17 protein-coding genes and 1 pseudogene are annotated in these 15,814 nt (G+C 47.1%); 12 read left to right on the top strand and 6 right to left on the bottom strand.

Going from position 1 to position 15,814, the window contains the following annotated elements:
* Positions 1–98: 98 nt before the first annotated feature.
* From ACEW8F_RS09120 to whiA, 9 genes are all read left to right on the top strand, one after another.
* Positions 99–2,312 (top strand): ATP-dependent RecD-like DNA helicase, encoded by a 2,214-nt coding sequence (locus ACEW8F_RS09120; RefSeq protein WP_373483164.1) that lies wholly within the window; start codon positions 99–101, stop codon positions 2,310–2,312.
* Positions 2,313–2,467: 155 nt separating this feature from the next.
* The gene (locus ACEW8F_RS09115) at positions 2,468–3,217 is read left to right on the top strand and encodes a ComF family protein (protein WP_373483163.1); all 750 of its coding nucleotides are present in this window, start codon (positions 2,468–2,470) and stop codon (positions 3,215–3,217) included.
* A gap of 73 nt (positions 3,218–3,290) precedes the next feature.
* A complete protein-coding gene (locus ACEW8F_RS09110; RefSeq protein WP_373483162.1) occupies positions 3,291–3,566 on the top strand; it encodes a type II toxin-antitoxin system RelB/DinJ family antitoxin in 276 nt (91 codons plus the stop codon).
* The gene (locus tag ACEW8F_RS09105; RefSeq protein ID WP_373483161.1) at positions 3,563–3,832 is read left to right on the top strand and encodes a type II toxin-antitoxin system YafQ family toxin; all 270 of its coding nucleotides are present in this window, start codon (positions 3,563–3,565) and stop codon (positions 3,830–3,832) included. Before ACEW8F_RS09110 ends, ACEW8F_RS09105 begins: the two co-directional genes overlap by 4 nt.
* 211 nt (positions 3,833–4,043) lie before the next feature.
* Positions 4,044–4,949 (top strand): UDP-N-acetylmuramate dehydrogenase, encoded by a 906-nt coding sequence (murB, locus tag ACEW8F_RS09100; protein WP_373483160.1) that lies wholly within the window; start codon positions 4,044–4,046, stop codon positions 4,947–4,949.
* 6 nt (positions 4,950–4,955) lie between these two features.
* Positions 4,956–5,687 (top strand): PHP domain-containing protein, encoded by a 732-nt coding sequence (locus ACEW8F_RS09095; protein ID WP_373483159.1) that lies wholly within the window; start codon positions 4,956–4,958, stop codon positions 5,685–5,687.
* A gap of 15 nt (positions 5,688–5,702) precedes the next feature.
* Positions 5,703–6,575: an RNase adapter RapZ gene (rapZ, locus tag ACEW8F_RS09090; RefSeq protein ID WP_373483158.1), complete on the top strand. Its 873-nt coding sequence runs from the start codon at positions 5,703–5,705 to the stop codon at positions 6,573–6,575.
* A 24-nt stretch (positions 6,576–6,599) separates the two neighbouring features.
* Complete coding sequence (gene yvcK, locus ACEW8F_RS09085; protein ID WP_373483157.1) at positions 6,600–7,610, top strand: uridine diphosphate-N-acetylglucosamine-binding protein YvcK; 1,011 nt, start codon at positions 6,600–6,602, stop codon at positions 7,608–7,610.
* Positions 7,611–7,699: 89 nt separating this feature from the next.
* Positions 7,700–8,716, top strand: a complete 1,017-nt coding sequence (whiA, locus tag ACEW8F_RS09080) for a DNA-binding protein WhiA (protein ID WP_373483156.1) — start codon at positions 7,700–7,702, stop codon at positions 8,714–8,716.
* Here whiA and ACEW8F_RS09075 read toward each other — a convergent pair.
* The 6 genes from ACEW8F_RS09075 to ACEW8F_RS09050 all read right to left on the bottom strand — a co-directional run bounded on the left by ACEW8F_RS09075 (position 8,713) and on the right by ACEW8F_RS09050 (position 12,119).
* The gene (locus ACEW8F_RS09075; protein ID WP_373483155.1) at positions 8,713–9,291 is read right to left on the bottom strand and encodes an RNA polymerase sigma factor; all 579 of its coding nucleotides are present in this window, start codon (positions 9,289–9,291) and stop codon (positions 8,713–8,715) included. The two genes, whiA and ACEW8F_RS09075, sit on opposite strands and share 4 nt — an antisense overlap.
* A gap of 125 nt (positions 9,292–9,416) precedes the next feature.
* Positions 9,417–9,641 carry a DUF2922 domain-containing protein gene (locus tag ACEW8F_RS09070; protein ID WP_373483154.1) on the bottom strand — a complete coding sequence of 75 codons (225 nt, stop codon included), beginning with the start codon at positions 9,639–9,641 and terminating at the stop codon, positions 9,417–9,419.
* Between the two features lie 35 nt (positions 9,642–9,676).
* Entirely contained in the window at positions 9,677–9,901 is a 225-nt protein-coding gene (locus ACEW8F_RS09065) for a DUF1659 domain-containing protein (protein WP_373483153.1), read from the bottom strand.
* Between the two features lie 162 nt (positions 9,902–10,063).
* Positions 10,064–10,417, bottom strand: coding sequence for a D-Ala-D-Ala carboxypeptidase family metallohydrolase (locus ACEW8F_RS09060; RefSeq protein ID WP_373483152.1), 354 nt, complete (start codon positions 10,415–10,417; stop codon positions 10,064–10,066).
* An 18-nt stretch (positions 10,418–10,435) separates the two neighbouring features.
* Positions 10,436–10,834: a holin family protein gene (locus tag ACEW8F_RS09055; protein WP_373483151.1), complete on the bottom strand. Its 399-nt coding sequence runs from the start codon at positions 10,832–10,834 to the stop codon at positions 10,436–10,438.
* A gap of 229 nt (positions 10,835–11,063) precedes the next feature.
* A complete protein-coding gene (locus tag ACEW8F_RS09050; RefSeq protein WP_373483150.1) occupies positions 11,064–12,119 on the bottom strand; it encodes a PocR ligand-binding domain-containing protein in 1,056 nt (351 codons plus the stop codon).
* Positions 12,120–12,574: 455 nt separating this feature from the next.
* On the opposite strand from ACEW8F_RS09050, the gene ACEW8F_RS09045 reads away from it, so the two are divergent.
* The 3 genes and pseudogenes from ACEW8F_RS09045 to ACEW8F_RS09035 form a co-directional block, all read left to right on the top strand.
* Positions 12,575–13,165 carry an RNA polymerase sigma factor gene (locus ACEW8F_RS09045; protein WP_373483149.1) on the top strand — a complete coding sequence of 197 codons (591 nt, stop codon included), beginning with the start codon at positions 12,575–12,577 and terminating at the stop codon, positions 13,163–13,165.
* The gene (locus ACEW8F_RS09040) at positions 13,165–14,286 is read left to right on the top strand and encodes a hypothetical protein (RefSeq protein WP_373483148.1); all 1,122 of its coding nucleotides are present in this window, start codon (positions 13,165–13,167) and stop codon (positions 14,284–14,286) included. Before ACEW8F_RS09045 ends, ACEW8F_RS09040 begins: the two co-directional genes overlap by 1 nt.
* 596 nt (positions 14,287–14,882) lie before the next feature.
* Positions 14,883–15,814: pseudogene (locus ACEW8F_RS09035) on the top strand (hypothetical protein); the annotation flags it as partial.

The following is a 15,814-nucleotide window of genomic DNA, read 5'->3' as shown; positions in this document are numbered from 1 at the left end:
AATAAACGAAATATAAAATAAACACAAAAAAAGGCCCAATAATGGGTCTTTTTTTGTGCTATAATTAAGGCAATAATCTACAATAACAGGAGCAAAGCATGGAAATCATTAAGGGAACGGTGGAGCACATCGTCTTTAGAAACGCAAGCAACGGCTATACCGTAGCTCATTTTGATATCGACGGCGATCTGGTCACCGTGGTCGGCAATTTCGACGAACTGAATCACGGGGAATACCTCAAACTCACCGGCTACTGGACCGAACATAAAAACTACGGCGATCAGTTCACCATGGAAACCTATGCCATGGAAATCCCCACCTCCACCGAAGGCATTATCCGCTATCTGTCCTCTGGCATCCTGCCCGGCATCGGCGAAAAAACGGCCAAAGCCATCGTCGCCCGGTTTGGCGAAGAAACGCTGGATATCCTGGATAATAATCCCGAGCGACTGTCCGAAATTAAAGGTATCGGTAAGAAAACCCTCGAAGGTATCAAAGAAGTCTACCACGAACAGCGGGAAGTTAGACAGATCATGATCCAGATCCAGGACTACGGCATCTCTGCGAACTGGGCCATGAAGCTCTACAAGACTTATAAATTTGACACTATTTCGGTGCTGCTTAATAACCCTTATCAGATGATCGACGATATCCGCGGCATCGGCTTTAAAATTGCCGACCAGATTGCCAACCATCTGGGCTTTGAAGAGAACAGCCCCGGTCGGATTCTGGCTGGGATCAACTATTCACTGGGAGAATGCTACAATCGCGGCAACACCTACATGACCGAAACCGAGCTGATCCAGACCAGCTCCCGGATTCTGGGGGTGGCTGAAGACGAAATTAACGCCCAATTGGGCGAACTGGTTTTAATGGGGCGGATCATCCAGGAGGAGGTGGCAGACCAGCGGGTTTACTATCCCCGAAATCTCTATGAAGCCGAAGATAACACCGCTCTTTCGATGGCCCGGATTAGTCAGATGTCTTATAAAATCGCCAACGTCGACATTGAGGTCAAAATAGCAGACTACGAACGGGATGTTTCAATCACCTTGGATAATAAGCAGCGGGAAGCCATTGCCGCCGCCATGGATAACGGGGTGATTATCATCACCGGCGGGCCGGGAACCGGAAAGACCACCATCATCAATGGCATCGTCCGGATTTTTAAAGATCTGGGTCTAAAAACCGTCCTGGCCGCCCCCACCGGTCGGGCGGCCAAGCGGATCACTGAAACCACCGGTAATGAAGCCAAAACCATCCACCGTCTGCTGGAATACGAATACAGCCAGGACGATGACTATCCCAGCTTCAGCAAGGATGAAACCAATCCCCTGGATGTGGATGCCATCATCGTCGATGAATCATCGATGATTGATATCCTGCTGATGGATAGTCTGCTGATGGCGGTCCAGCCCGGTACCCGGCTGATTATGGTAGGGGATGCCGACCAGCTGCCCTCGGTAGGCCCGGGAAACGTCTTAAAAGACATCATCGAAAGTGGCGCTATCAAGGTTCTCAGCCTCGACCGGATCTATCGCCAGTCGGATGAAAGTATGATTTCCGTCAATGCCTATGAAATCAACCACGGCCAGATCCCGGATATCAACAACGATTCGGATTTTTTATTCCTTAATAAAAACGACGGTGATAAACTGCTCCGGGATATCCTCGAACTGGTTACCAATCGACTTCCCATCGCCAAAGGTTTTGACAGCATCCATGACATCCAGGTGATCTCGCCGATGAAAAATGGCAAGGTCGGGGTGATCAACCTCAACCGGGAGCTCCAGGCGGTCCTTAATCCACCCCGGGATGATCGTTCCCAACGGGAATTTGGGATGGTCATTTACCGGGAAGGCGACAAGGTGATGCAGATCAAAAACAATTACCGCATCAAGTGGGAAGATACGCTGTCGCTGGAATCAGGGGAAGGGATCTACAACGGTGATATTGGCATCCTCGAAAAGATCAGCAGCCGCGAAAAATCCTTTGCCATTCTCTTTAACGACGGCAAGCGGGTGACCTACGACTTTGACCAGATGGACGAAATCACCCATGCCTACGCCATGACCGTGCATAAAAGCCAGGGCAGCGAGTTCCCGGTGGTCGTCATGCCCATCGTCGGCGGACCACCGCTCTTTCTTAACCGCAAGCTCCTCTATACCGCCGTCACCCGGGCAAAGAGACTGCTGATCCTGATGGGCAACCAGTACGTCTTCCGCCAGATGATCAAATCCAGCGAATCCCAAAACCGCCAAACCGCCCTCCGCGACCGCATCATCACCTATATCAACCACCCGATGAGATAGGGCCTGACCTGGGGACGATACGGATATCAGCCCGATAGGGATGAAAGACCTCGCGTCCCCAGGGCATGCCCGGGTCGAGTAGTATAGGAAAAGAACACGTAATGCATTATTGCAGGGGCGATCCGTGATCGCCCGCACCCCATTGTGAGGTAATCATGAACCTGAAACAAACCCTCCTGACCTTTCTCGAAAATAACCTTTTTCTTAAAAACGGAACCTGTCCTATCTGCGGCAAGGTGCTTTTTGTCACTGACCGTTTTTTATGCCATCAATGCGAAGATGACTTGCCAATCATCAATAACCCCACCTGCATCCGCTGCGGCCGTCCCATTTTTGACGCCGATCGCCATGTCTGCATTCCCTGTGCCAAACTCAATCTGCCTTTTTCCGGTGGCTATGCTTATCTCAATTATAAAGACTCCGGGAAAAAACTGGTCCATGCCATCAAATTTAACGATCGCCCCCACCTGGGCATTTGGGTTGGTACTCAAATGGGGGTGGACATGGCCCGATTTCCCTGGGTCAACGGTGTGGATCTGATCATCCCGGTCCCGCTGCACTCCAACCGCCAGTCAGAACGGGGCTATAATCAAAGTGAAAAGATCGCTCAGGGCATCCGGGAAGGTTTAAGCCAGAATAATCACCGGGCTCCAGAGTTGGCCACAGATATCCTCATTCGCAGCCGGGACACTCCCCATCAGATTGGTCAGGGCCGGGAAGAGCGGCTTTGCAATCTCACCGGCGCATTCAATGTTGAACACATTGAGACCATCCAAAATAAAACCATCCTGCTGGTGGATGATGTTCTCACCACCGGCGCCACCCTGGCTGAAACCAGTCTCACCCTCCTCGAAGCCGGAGCCGCCCAGGTCTTCATCGCCACCCTCTGTGCTGTCGCCGAATAGGGTGGATATTGAAATTGTGTTGCAAATGTATTTGGAATGTGCTACTATTGAGATGAAAATGGAGGTGAATCACATGGCTAAAACGAGTACGATTCATATGCGAATCGATCCTGATTTGAAAATGAATGCAGAAATATTATTGAATCAATTGGGTTTGACCACCTCGGATGCAATCAATATTTTTTTGAATCAAGTGATTTTAAGCGGTGGTCTTCCTTTTGAGATTAAGATGCCCCGCCCAAATGAGATAACCTTGCAGGCGATGAAGGAATCAAGCGAGATAATTGCTGGAAGTCAAACAGTGGAACATCAAAGTGTTGAGAGTTTTTTTGAGGAAATGGGATTATGAAATATTTTGCAAACTATACCAGTCAGTTTAAAAAAGACTTTAAACTCTGTATCAAACGGGGGTATAATATGCAATTGATTAAAGAAATAATGTTGGCACTTGAAAACGGAGAGGTGCTGAACGAGAAAAATAGAGACCATAGTTTGTTTGGTAATTATGTCGGCTATCGTGCATGCCATATCCAACCGGATTGGTTACTAATCTATCAAGTAAGTGGGACGATCCTTGTTTTTAATAGAACGGGAACACATGCGGATTTGTTTTAGTTGCATGTCGTGTAGCAAATAGTGATGGGAAACGGAAAAGATTAACCTTGTTGAGGTGCGGTCCGTGATGATCATAAGTACTTTTATCCCCAGCTTTGGCCAAATAAAAGATTCTTAAAAAGACCCGTCTTGGGTCTTTTTTTGTGGCGAATCTTAATGAATAATGATATGATGAACTTAATCTAAATACAAAAAGTCAGGAAGTAATCATATGAATAACACCATCAAAAAACTGCAAGCCGTTATGGCTGCAGAAAATATAAAAGAGAATGAACCCATGAAAAACCATACATCCTTCAAGGTTGGGGGTCCGGCAGACCTTTTTTTAATGCCCCAGACCCGGGAAGAATTGCAGGCAGTTCTGGAAATCTGCAAAGAATCCGGGAAATCGCTCTATATTATGGGCAATGGCAGCAACCTGATCGTCCGGGACAAAGGTTATCGCGGCATTATCATCAATACCAAAGCCCTTAATCAGGTTGCAACAGTGGGGGAAACCCTGATTGCCGAACCAGGGATCAGCCTTAAAGATCTGGCAAATGTGGCGCTGAACGAAAAACTCACGGGCCTCGAATTTGCTTCCGGCATTCCCGGCAGCCTGGGCGGAGCCGTCACCATGAACGCCGGCGCCTACGATGGCGAAATGAAACATATCATTAACAGCATCACCGTCATCACCGAAGATGGCAGTCTGAAAACCATCCCTGCCGACGTGTGCGATTTTGGTTACCGCTCCAGTATCCTGCAACAACATAACTGGGTCCTGGTCAGTGTCGAACTGGCGCTTAAAAACGGCGATGAGCAGGCCATTGCCGCAAAAATGCTGAATCTGAATACTCAGCGACAGACGAAACAACCGCTGGAATACCCTAGTGCCGGCAGCACCTTTCGCCGACCGGTGGGCTACTATGCCGGCAAACTGGTTCAAGACGCCGGTTTTAAAGGCTATGCCATTGGCGGCGCCCAGGTGTCCGAAAAACACAGTGGTTTCGTGATTAACAAAGGTGGCGCCACCGCCGCAGACATATTAAATCTCATCGGCGCCATCCAGGCCGGGGTTAAAGAAAAATTCGGCGTTGATCTCAAAACCGAAGTCATCGTCATCGGCAACGAATAATCAAGCATGAAAATAACACATGATATGCACACCCATACAACCTATAGTCATGGTAAAAATACCATCGCCGAAATGGTCGAGCAGGGCCGTAAAATCGGTCTGAAAGCGATCACCATTTCGGACCACGGCCGGAGCCATCCGATGTTTGGGATTCAAAAAAAGAACTTTGCCAAAATGCGGGCAGAAATTGATGCCCTTAATCAGAAATATGATGATATTGACATCTATCTCTCGGTGGAATCTAACATTACTGGAGCCGATGGCAACATTGATATCGGTGACGAAGAAAAGAAATATTGCGACTGGATCTCAGCCGGATACCACTATGGTTATATTCCCGCCAGTATCAAAGATATCTTTGTTTTTGCCATTCCCAATTATGCCGCCCGGGTGCTGCCCTTTCTCAGGAAACAGGTGGTGGCGATGAATACCCGGACCTATATCAAAATGATGGAACGCAACGACATCAAGCTGATCACCCATCCCGGGGATAAAATGCCGATTAATATTGAACCTGTGGCAAAAGCCGCCGCTGAATACGGCGTGATTTTGGAAATCAATCCCCGCCACGATCATTTAAGCGCCGACGAAATAAAAGTCGCCATGAAATATCCAGTCAGTTTCGCCATCAATAGCGACGCCCACAGCATCTACGCCCTCGGCGATATGCGCAACACTCCGGCAACCATCAAAGCATCCGGCATCCCCATCACCCGCATTATCAATATCACCGAATAAAAAAAGGAGAATTCCATGAAAATCATCATCATCACCGGCATGTCCGGAGCCGGAAAATCCCAGGCCATTCAAATCCTTGAAGATCTGGGCTATTTCTGTGTTGATAACATTCCCCCCCAGCTGATTGTGACTTTCATCAACCTCTGTCAGCAATCCGCCACCGAAATTGAAAAAATAGCCCTGGTAACGGATGTCCGGGGAGATGTATTCTTTGATGGTCAAGATACACCTCTGGCCGAATACAAGGCCACAAAAGATGATACCAAGCTGATCTTTTTAGATACCAGAGACGAGGTACTGGTATCCCGGTATCAGGAAACCCGGCGTGATCATCCGTTGACCGATTCCGCCAGCAATCTGATCGAAGCCATCCGGCAGGAACGAAAAAGTCTGGTACATTTGAGAGAAATGGCCGATGAGGTCATTGACACCTCAGATATAAAGGTCAGTGAACTCAAAGAACAGCTCGAAAAAATAGTTGAGATCGATCGGGATCATACCAAACCAAAAGTGAAAATTTATTCATTCGGATTCAAATATGCCAGCCCCATGGGAGCAGACTTTGTTTTTGATGTCCGGTTTCTGCCCAACCCCTTCTATAAACAGGAACTGCGGAATTTAACCGGCGAAGATCAGCCAGTCAGAGACTACGTCATGTCCTTTCGGGAAGCCCAGATCTTTTATGACAAACTGCATGATTTAATGGAATTTGTCATTCCCCAATTTGCCAAGGTTTCCAAAAACACGGTTGAAATTGCCATTGGCTGCACCGGCGGCCAGCATCGATCGGTGACCTTTGCCTTGCTGTTAAACAAAGCCCTAAAAGAAAAAGGCTACGAAACCACCCTCAAACACCGGGACATCAAAAGAAACCGCCTCGACCACTAGAACAATTATAAAGGATGTGATCTCATGGATATGAAAGAATACATAAGGGAGTTTACCTTGAAAGATATTGTCAAAGTGAGAAATCCCAAGGTCGTTGCCATTGGCGGGGGCACTGGTTTATCGGTGATCCTCCGGGGCTTAAAAAAGTATACCGACAATCTCACCGCCATCGTAACCGTCGGCGATGACGGCGGCGGCTCCGGAAAACTGCGAGAAGAGCTGGGTATCCTCCCCCCCGGCGATATCCGCAGCTGTATCCTGGCCCTGGCTGACGACGAAAACGTGATGCAGGAGCTTTTTAATTATCGATTTCCGGTTGGCCCCATGGAAGGGCAGAGCTTCGGAAACCTGTTTCTGGCCGCCATGAATGGTATCAGCCACGATTTTTACGACGCCGTCCGGCGCACCTCGGATGTATTGCAGATCAAAGGGGAAGTGCTGCCGGTCACTCTGTCCCAGATGGTACTGATGGCAACCCTGAAAAATGGCGAAATTATCGAAGGTGAATCAGCCATTCCCAGGGCTGCCCTGGAGCAGCAGAGTCCCATCACTCAGATTTTTTTAAAACAGGATGACATTCGCCCGCTGCCAGAAACCGTTGAAGCCATTAAAAATGCCGATATGATTGTCCTTGGTCCCGGTAGTCTTTATACCAGTGTGATTCCCAATCTGCTGGTTAAGGATGTGGCCAGAGCTATTTTCGACAGTCGCGCCAGACGTTTTTACATCTGTAATATCATGACCCAACCCGGTGAAACCGACGGTTACACCCAGGAAGATCATATCCGGGCCATCGAGGATCATCTGGATCAGGCGGAAGGCAGACTCTTTGATTATGTGGTGGCCAATACCGGCAGTCTGCCAAAGAGTATCGAAGAGAAGTATAAAAAATGCGAAGCCACCGTGGTAGGGATTAAAAATCCAATCGAACAATACGAGTATATCCTGGACGACTACGTCGTCATGGAAAACGGCTTTGTTCGTCACGACGCCGACCTCCTGGCCCGCCGCATCTTCGAAACCTACGTCAAATAAGGCCCAAGTCATCTCCGGGCATCCCGTAGGGGCGATCCGTGATGACCAAGGGGTCAGACCCTCGCCCGCATCCAAAGAAAGGAGCCGCCATGACATTTTCAGCCATCCTAAAAAAAGATTTAGCCAAGCTTCCCTTCGGCTCCAAAGCCTGTCAGCGGGCCGAACTGTCGGGGATGATTGGTGCCATAGCCACCATCACCATCAATGAAGCCGGCGCCATGACCATCAGCGTCAAAACCGAAAACCCTGCCGTGGCCGCCCGCTGCTACCAGCTGATCAAAACGCTGTATCTGATTAAACCAAAAATAAAAATCGAAAAAACCCGAAAATTCAAAGAACACCGGGCCTACCGGGTGGTAGTTGAAGAACCGTGGACAGCAAAAATAATTTTGGAAGACTGTCAGATTTTAAGCTACAACGCCGATGGCCAGGCCTTTTTTGCCAATCAGGTGCCGGAGAAATTCAAAAAGCAGCAAAACCAGACCAAGGCCTATATCCGGGGTGCCTTTCTGGGCTGCGGATCGGTATCCAATCCCGAAAAAACCTACCACTTGGAACTGGTCGGCAAGAAAACGACCTTAGCGAATAAAAAAATTGAAAAGCAAAGTGACCGTAATCCGGTGGCCGGAGCTGAACAATGTGCCTACCTGCAAAGCATCAAAACCATCCTCGATCAGTACGAGATCAAGTCGAACCTGATCCATCGCAAGGCCCATTGGGTGTTATATCTCAAAGAAGGGGCCTCAGTGGCCGACTTTCTCAGTGTTATTGGCGCCCACCGGGGCCTGCTGGAAATGGAAAACATCCGGATTGTTAAAGAGGTGCGCAACGATGTCAACCGTCAGGTCAATTGCGAAACTGCCAATCTCAATAAAACCATTGCTGCTTCCTATGATCAGGTCGCCGATATCATGCTGATCAAAAAGCAACTGGGCCTGGCAAACTTGCCACGCAACCTCTATGACATTGCCGAACTCCGTTTAAACTATCCGGATGCCAGCATCAAAGAACTGGGCGAACGCCTGGATCCCCCTGTTGGCAAGTCCGGCGTTTATCACCGCCTCAAAAAACTCAACCAGATCGCCGAAGATCTCAAACGAAATTAATTCACCAGATCCAAGCCAAAAAACGTACGCAAATCGGCAATCGCCCGGCGATGGAGCTTCACCAGGCTATTGGCGCTGACTCCAATGCTTGCAGCAATCTCCCGAAAACTTCGGTTTTTTGCATAATGCTCCTCAATAATCCAGCGCTGCCGTTCCCGGAGCTGGGGCAGATACCGCTGCAAAGCCGATAAATCCTCGGCCCGGAGATAATCGCCCTCAATGTCAGCAGCATCACACAGGGTGTCCAGCAACGAAAAAGAATCATCGTCTCCGGTTGCTGAATCCAGAGAACAGAAATTCTGGTGAACCTTGGCCACATTGACAAAATAATAAAACAATTCTTTTTTCAAATAGCCGGAAAAGGGAACCCCAAGCTCTTCATTAAAGGTCTCTACCGAGTTGAGCAGTACAATGGCAGCTTCGCTCAAGTAGTCATCTAAAACATCGGTCTCATAAACATAACGACGAATCATCGAAAGCATCAAAGGTCTGAAGCGTTCAATTAAAGCCAATTGACACTGGGGATCCCGCTGCCGGGCACCGCGAACCAAAAGAATCATTTCATTATTTTTCATATTGTCACCTCTTTCAAGTTTAGAACATCAGTTCTTTTGATCATTATACATCAATCAAATTCAGGTTTCAAGCATTTGCGAACAAATGTTTAAATAAAAAAGCGGGGATACCCCCGCTTAATCCCTTAAACCGTCATCTCAAAATCCTGAGTTGTGGTGCTGATCAGCTTTCCACTGACCTTTTTCACCAGCCCAATATTGTCTGGTGCAAACACGTTTTTAGCCAGGATCAGATCCATTGCTGTATTCAGTTCAGTCTGAGTGACTGCCGGATCAGCGTCCGACACCGAAATGGTCGCATTTTTACCATCAGCCCGTTGAAAGACCATGGTTGCTTTAATATCTGCCATAATTCTTACCTCCTCTCTTCAAAGTTTAAGGTGTGTTAAACACCGGGAATCAATAGGGTGGTCTCAATTTTGAGTACTTCTTCCATGGTAGGTGCCTGCAAACCCGCAAGCGCCTCAGCCACAGCATAAATATCATCATCGACGGCCGTTTCTTTCAGGTTAGCATAAGTCTTGGACTTAATCACTTCCTTACCTTCCACCATCCCATAGTTCGAACGAACCTGCAGCTTATTACTGATAAAATCTGTTGTTACTGGCATTGTGTGTACCTCCTTTCATCGGGTATACTAATAAATGGAATAAACCAGAAAAAGATGCCATAAAAAATAGGTAGGGTATGAAAAGGGGACGTTACAGATGTCAGCCCGATAGGGATGAAATACGAAATGTCCCCATGTCATGGCCGGGCATCGCTGTTTATCCTAAATCTCTAAATGGCAAAAACCCTCATCCTCATAAATAATCACCCCCAGTCCGGCCCCAATGGCCGCATCCGCCAGATCATAAACCGAGATCCCCGGGGCATAGCAGTCAGCCGCATCCCCAACCAGATGTCGGGAATAGATGATCCCCCCAACCTCCTCATTCCGGATCGGGCATCGCACCCCGGAGGTCACAATAATCGGCGCACCCAGGACCATCCGGACAGCTTCCATCCGGCCCACCAATTCCCGGTTCATCTCCGCCGGAAAGCCGTCACAGTAATGACCCTCACAACAGCATTTAAACTCCTGTCGGTTAAAATGCGCCGTAATCTGTTCATCATTCATACACATCGCGTTTTCCTCCTCCTCTTATTCTTCCTCGTCCAACTGTGCCAAAACCCGTTTTAACTTTTCCGGAATTGGAAACCCCAGACACCCCAGGTTTTCAGTAATACTGATCCCTTCATTGGCCGTGTAAAAGAAAATCACAGCTGTCCGCATGGTGGCACCGCCACCGAGCAGGTTTTCATCCAGCAAATGACCAATGACTACCATTACCAGAATCAGCATTTTCTTCAGAATCCCAACAAAGCCAATTTCACTGGATACCTGCCGCTGGGCCACCGCCACCAGAACACCAGTGAGGTAATCAATCAGGATAAAGGCCAAAAGGGTATATAGATACCCATCAAATCCACCTAAGAGAAAACCCAGCACCGATCCCAGCACCCCAAAAACCTTCGGCAGCACATCTAAAATTGTTTTCATGCCATCGCTCAAACTCCCTTCTCAAAATTGTGTCACACCATTTAAATGGAACAGAAACAAAAAAGATGACAAAAGGTAGGATGTGAAAAGGGGACGTTACGCCTGTCAGCCCATCGGGATGAAAGGCGAAATGTCCCCTTGTCACGTCCGGGCATCGCTGTAAATCTAACGTCCCCGATAGCCATATTCCGAACATAAAAAAAGGCGGGTTGCCCCGCCTTGCAATGCCTTAATAAAGATTCGCCTTCAAATTATTAATCTCAACCTTCAGTTTATCCGAAATGTCATTTAGCAAAGTCAATTTTTCATTAATTTCACCCATGGCCGCCTGATGTTCGCCGATGATCTTGTATGACTTAGCCGCCTGTGATTCCACCGAGTTCATACTCACCACAATGCTGTCAAGAATACTCTCGATCTTTTTAGCCGAATCCACACTCATCACCGCCAGTTTCCGAACCTCATCGGCCACCACGTTAAAGCCCCGGCCAAATTCACCGGCCCGGGTGGCTTCAATGGCCGCATTTAAGCCCAGCAGATTGGTCTGAGTGGCCACATCCCGGATAAATTTAAGAATCGAATCGGTTTCTTTCACCTTGTTCTTGGAAATGGTGGAAGACTCCAGCAATTCATCCGATGTCTTAATCAAGGATTCAATCTGTACTGAGAAATTATTGACTACATCTGTGACGGAGCGGATATTTTCAAACATGTTTTCCGAAATATCCTGGAAGTTTTCGGTCTCATGCACCAGTAAGCGGTTGTGGTGACCCATTTTCGAAATGGAGTTGGCAAAAACATAAAGCATATCTGCCGCCGCATTGATTTTTTCCCGGGGGACAACGGTTATTTTGCGTAGCGCCGCAATATATTCATCCTCATTGACACCGATTTCCCGGGCAATTCTTCTGAACTTATCCTCATCTGGGGGCGCATCAAGAACCTGACCGCCAAGGATCGCCCCGATTTGCACCCCGTCGACCACAATTGGGGCCGCGAAATCTACCAGCCCGGCGTGACAAGAATAAACCGCCGGCTTACCGGTATTTCCCGATTTCTTGCCGCCTTCGATATCACAGGCGGTACAGCGTTTGCTTCCCTCGCTGGAGCCCCGGGTGTATTTCATGCAGAAATCAGTGAAATTACTGGGCTCGGTAATGGGCCCTTTAACGTTATCTACAGAAAGACTGGCCATTCCCAATGCTTTGGCAAAACTATCCTGAAACTGTTGCAAGACATGTAAATCAATGAGCTCATCGACGGTGTAGCTTAATTTTTTCTCCATTTTAAAACTCCTTCATAAAAAAAATTATCCTTAAGACATCATCTAAGTAATTTCTGATATCGTGTACATAAGAAAATGTGATAATATTTATATTCCCATAATATTTACATTCTATCACGTCGCCGAAAAAAAGTCACCTATAAACCTTGGCACCCCGGGGATAAAAATTCACCCGCAAGGATAGGGCATCTCAGTAAGTTACAACCACCCCTGCCCTTTATCTTAAGAAACCATAAAAAAGCTAATTTGACAGCGCCCCTGTGTTATAATATTAAAGAAGACAACTCGCGCAAACGCGCAAAATAAAAAAACCAAAAAAATTCTGGCACACACGATGCCACATCTTGCTTTTTTCGCTTTTATAACAGATAATAGCCTGTACGTAAAAAAAACAAAAAATCAATGCAATAAAACGTTATTATAAAACGTTAATATAATGTTGGGGGTTAAACCTGATGAAGCTATTCCTTTCGATGGTGGTATTGGATAACACAGGCAGCAACGAAAAACAAAAACTGAATATCGATGAAGCCCTATTCGCCCGGATTGCTGCAAACGATATGGCAGCCTTCGAGGAATTTTACCGCCTGACGGAGCGAACCGTCTACGCCTTTGTTTTATCAACCTTAAAGAATCATGATGACACCCTGGACGTCGTCCAGGACACCTATCTGAAGATCAGGGCGGCGGCCCATCTCTACCAACCCATGGGTAAACCGATGGCCTGGGTCTTTACCATTGCCCGGAATCTGTCCATCAGCAAAATCCGTAATAAACAAAAAAATGACAGTACCGAAATAACGGACATCGAAAATGACCTGAATTTTTCCTACGTCACCGATTCCGAAGATCGACTGGTGCTCCAGACCGCGCTGAAAATTCTCAGCAGCGAAGAAACCGAAATCATTCTTTTACATGCTATTTCCGGTTTTACCCACCGGGAAATTGCCAAAAATCTGGATATGAAGCTATCCACCGTTTTATCTAAATATCATCGCGGACTGAAAAAACTGAAAAAATATCTCATCGAAGAGGAGGTGTTATAATGAGCAATCAACCAAAATTGAATATCGAAGCGTCGCTGTCCCGCAGCATCAGCCAGGCTCCCGGTCTCGATTTTGAAAAACTGGCTGCGCTGCCGGTAGTCAAAATGACCGGGCACGACTACATTACCCGGCAACAGCCGACTCCCGCCCAGCAGCAGGAAAAAAGGCAGCGATACTTTAAGCCCATTTCCATGGCCGTTGCCGGCGCTCTGGTGATGCTGGTCTGTGTGACCACCTGGTTCGCCGAGTTTAAATCACCCGAGAACATCATTGCCCTTGATGCCAATCAGAGTGTCGAAATTGTTACCAACAAGCACAAACAGATCCTGTCAGTTAAAGCCTTTGATCAGGAGGTCCAGAAGCTGCTTGATGAGGAGCATCTCGATCAGTCCAGCCTGGAAGATTCGGTGGGGGTGATTATCACCGCCATGATTAAAAACGGTAACCTGGACGAGAATAAGAGCGTGGTGATGGTCACAGTGCAAAATCAGAACGCGGCGAAGGCCGACGATCTGGCCGCATCCCTGAATCAGGTGATTAAAGACTCGGCCACCGCTGAAAACGTCAGCGCCACCGTGGTCCGGCAATCGGTGATCCCGGATAGTCAGGCCGTCACCGAGGCGGAGCAGTATAATGTCTCCACCGGCAAACTCAATGTAATGAAGGAATTGGTTGTCGCCGACAAATCGCTGACCATGGAAACCCTGGCTTCCTTGTCACTGACCGATTTGCTGGCTGTCTCCAAAGAAAAATCCGTGGATCTCACCAATGTGATTACCGTCGATGAACCGGAAAAAGAAACCAAGGACATCAGCAGTCCCGTAACACCAATTGCAGATGATCCCGAGATCACGATCCCGGAACCCGCCACGGAAACAACCGTTAATGCCAATGGCAAAGCGAAGGAACCCGAAGTGAGTGACCCCGTCGTCAGCGAAACGCCGGAGGATAGCGGTGAAGCACCAGTCATTCCCGAGGAATCGGTGATCACCCCGCCGGAAAAAGAAACCGAAGCCGTTGACGAAGAGAAAAAGCCCTTAAGTGAAGAGAAAAACCCAACCGAACCGATAGAGCCTGAAGAAGCTCCGGCAGAAGAACCCACTGAAGAACCGATGTCATGACCGGGCAGCGCAATAAAAAAATAAAAAAAACCAAAACCCCATGCAATAAAACCGCCACTCCGGGCGTTAACCCATTGTATAGGTAAAAAACGTTAATACCAGGTTGAATCTGAAAGGAGCTGATCGCTGTCATCGCAGAAAAGAGCAATACCACCGGTTTATCCAGCGTCGTGCAGTTGATTTGGTCAAAATTGAAAGTATTGGATATATTGTTATTCTGAAATATTAGAATGTGTCAAAGATGTGAGCTAAACACATTATTATTTCGGTTTTGTAATGTAAAAATCACGATTTTTATTCAAAAAAACAACGATATTTATTGCAAAACATCATAAGAAGGTGTAGAATCATAAAAGAACGCTCTTTCTAGGTTTACCGTTTGACTGTATTGGCAAACCGGACTTTTCAAGCGAAGATGATGGTTTGCATAGCTAAAAATTAGGAAGGAGGAAAGAGGGACAGTTCGAACGTAAATTTAGACAATTAAATATGGAGCAAGATTAAGCTCTGGAATTTTCAGGCGATTAATGTCACAGTTATTGCTGAAACTTCCGGATAAAAAAAACCCAAAATTTTAACAACGGAGGAAACAAAGTATGAAGAAGATTACAGTTAGCATTTTAACAACATTGTTAATGCTATCCATGGTATTCTCCTCAAGCGTATTCGCGGCTAATGAAGAAGTATCAGCCTGGGATTCGTTTTTAGGATTATTCAGTGGAAACGCAACAACAGCTGAAACAGAAGCAGTTGGAGTTGAATATCGGGGACATATCCAAAATGTTGGGAATTTCCCACTGGATGGAACCTGGATTCAAGGACCTAATCAATTAGGTACAGTAGGCCAAAGCCTGAGATTGGAAGGATTCTGGATTCAATTATCGAATCAACCAGAAAACGTTAATATCCAATACAGAGTTCATGTGCAAAATGTGGGCTGGATGGCTCCAGTTGAAAACGGCGCATTTGCCGGAACTGAAGGCAAAAGCCAACAAATCGAAGCGATTGAAATTAATTTAGTCGATGATGAAGGCAATGCCGTACAGGGTTACTCTGTACAGTACAAAGGCCATATCCAAAACATCGGTGATACCGCATGGTTTGAAGATGGACAACAACTGGGAACCGTTGGTTCTTTCTTAAGACTTGAAGCTTTAGAAGTTAAGATTGTAACAGAAAAATCTGACTTGACAGCTTACAACGCAGCAGTAGCAGCAGCAGCAGCTTTGACTGAAGCTGATTACACAGCTGATAGCTGGACAGCTCTTCAAACAGCATTAACAGATAATGTTGTAACTGATGCTAATACACAAGCGGAAGTTGATGCAGCGACAGCGGCTATTAACGCAGCGATTGATGCTCTTGTAATGGTTACTAATGTAACTGGAGTTGAAGCAACAAGCGCAACAACATTAACAGTTTCATTCAACACCGCTATCAGCGCTGCTGATCAAGCATTAATCACTTTCGATGTTAAAAGAGGAACAACCGCTACTACAATGTTAGCACCAGTATGGGCTGCTGATGG

Origin of the sequence: Acetobacterium sp., from assembly GCF_041752335.1 — a bacterium.
Lineage (GTDB): Bacteria > Bacillota > Clostridia > Eubacteriales > Eubacteriaceae > Acetobacterium.
Note: the sequence above shows the minus strand (reverse complement) of the source record. Positions and strands in the feature narration are given on the sequence as shown.

Bases quoted from the DNA above. Each gene is read 5' to 3' on its own strand.
- ACEW8F_RS09120 (WP_373483164.1), top strand. From the start codon at position 99: ATGGAAATCATTAAGGGAACGGTGGAGCACATCGTCTTTAGAAACGCA.
- ACEW8F_RS09115 (WP_373483163.1), top strand. From the start codon at position 2,468: ATGAACCTGAAACAAACCCTCCTGACCTTTCTCGAAAATAACCTTTTT.
- ACEW8F_RS09110 (WP_373483162.1), top strand. From the start codon at position 3,291: ATGGCTAAAACGAGTACGATTCATATGCGAATCGATCCTGATTTGAAA.
- ACEW8F_RS09105 (WP_373483161.1), top strand. From the start codon at position 3,563: ATGAAATATTTTGCAAACTATACCAGTCAGTTTAAAAAAGACTTTAAA.
- murB (WP_373483160.1), top strand. From the start codon at position 4,044: ATGAATAACACCATCAAAAAACTGCAAGCCGTTATGGCTGCAGAAAAT.
- ACEW8F_RS09095 (WP_373483159.1), top strand. From the start codon at position 4,956: ATGAAAATAACACATGATATGCACACCCATACAACCTATAGTCATGGT.
- rapZ (WP_373483158.1), top strand. From the start codon at position 5,703: ATGAAAATCATCATCATCACCGGCATGTCCGGAGCCGGAAAATCCCAG.
- yvcK (WP_373483157.1), top strand. From the start codon at position 6,600: ATGGATATGAAAGAATACATAAGGGAGTTTACCTTGAAAGATATTGTC.
- whiA (WP_373483156.1), top strand. From the start codon at position 7,700: ATGACATTTTCAGCCATCCTAAAAAAAGATTTAGCCAAGCTTCCCTTC.
- ACEW8F_RS09075 (WP_373483155.1), bottom strand. From the start codon at position 9,291: ATGAAAAATAATGAAATGATTCTTTTGGTTCGCGGTGCCCGGCAGCGG.
- ACEW8F_RS09070 (WP_373483154.1), bottom strand. From the start codon at position 9,641: ATGGCAGATATTAAAGCAACCATGGTCTTTCAACGGGCTGATGGTAAA.
- ACEW8F_RS09065 (WP_373483153.1), bottom strand. From the start codon at position 9,901: ATGCCAGTAACAACAGATTTTATCAGTAATAAGCTGCAGGTTCGTTCG.
- ACEW8F_RS09060 (WP_373483152.1), bottom strand. From the start codon at position 10,417: ATGTGTATGAATGATGAACAGATTACGGCGCATTTTAACCGACAGGAG.
- ACEW8F_RS09055 (WP_373483151.1), bottom strand. From the start codon at position 10,834: ATGAAAACAATTTTAGATGTGCTGCCGAAGGTTTTTGGGGTGCTGGGA.
- ACEW8F_RS09050 (WP_373483150.1), bottom strand. From the start codon at position 12,119: ATGGAGAAAAAATTAAGCTACACCGTCGATGAGCTCATTGATTTACAT.
- ACEW8F_RS09045 (WP_373483149.1), top strand. From the start codon at position 12,575: ATGAAGCTATTCCTTTCGATGGTGGTATTGGATAACACAGGCAGCAAC.
- ACEW8F_RS09040 (WP_373483148.1), top strand. From the start codon at position 13,165: ATGAGCAATCAACCAAAATTGAATATCGAAGCGTCGCTGTCCCGCAGC.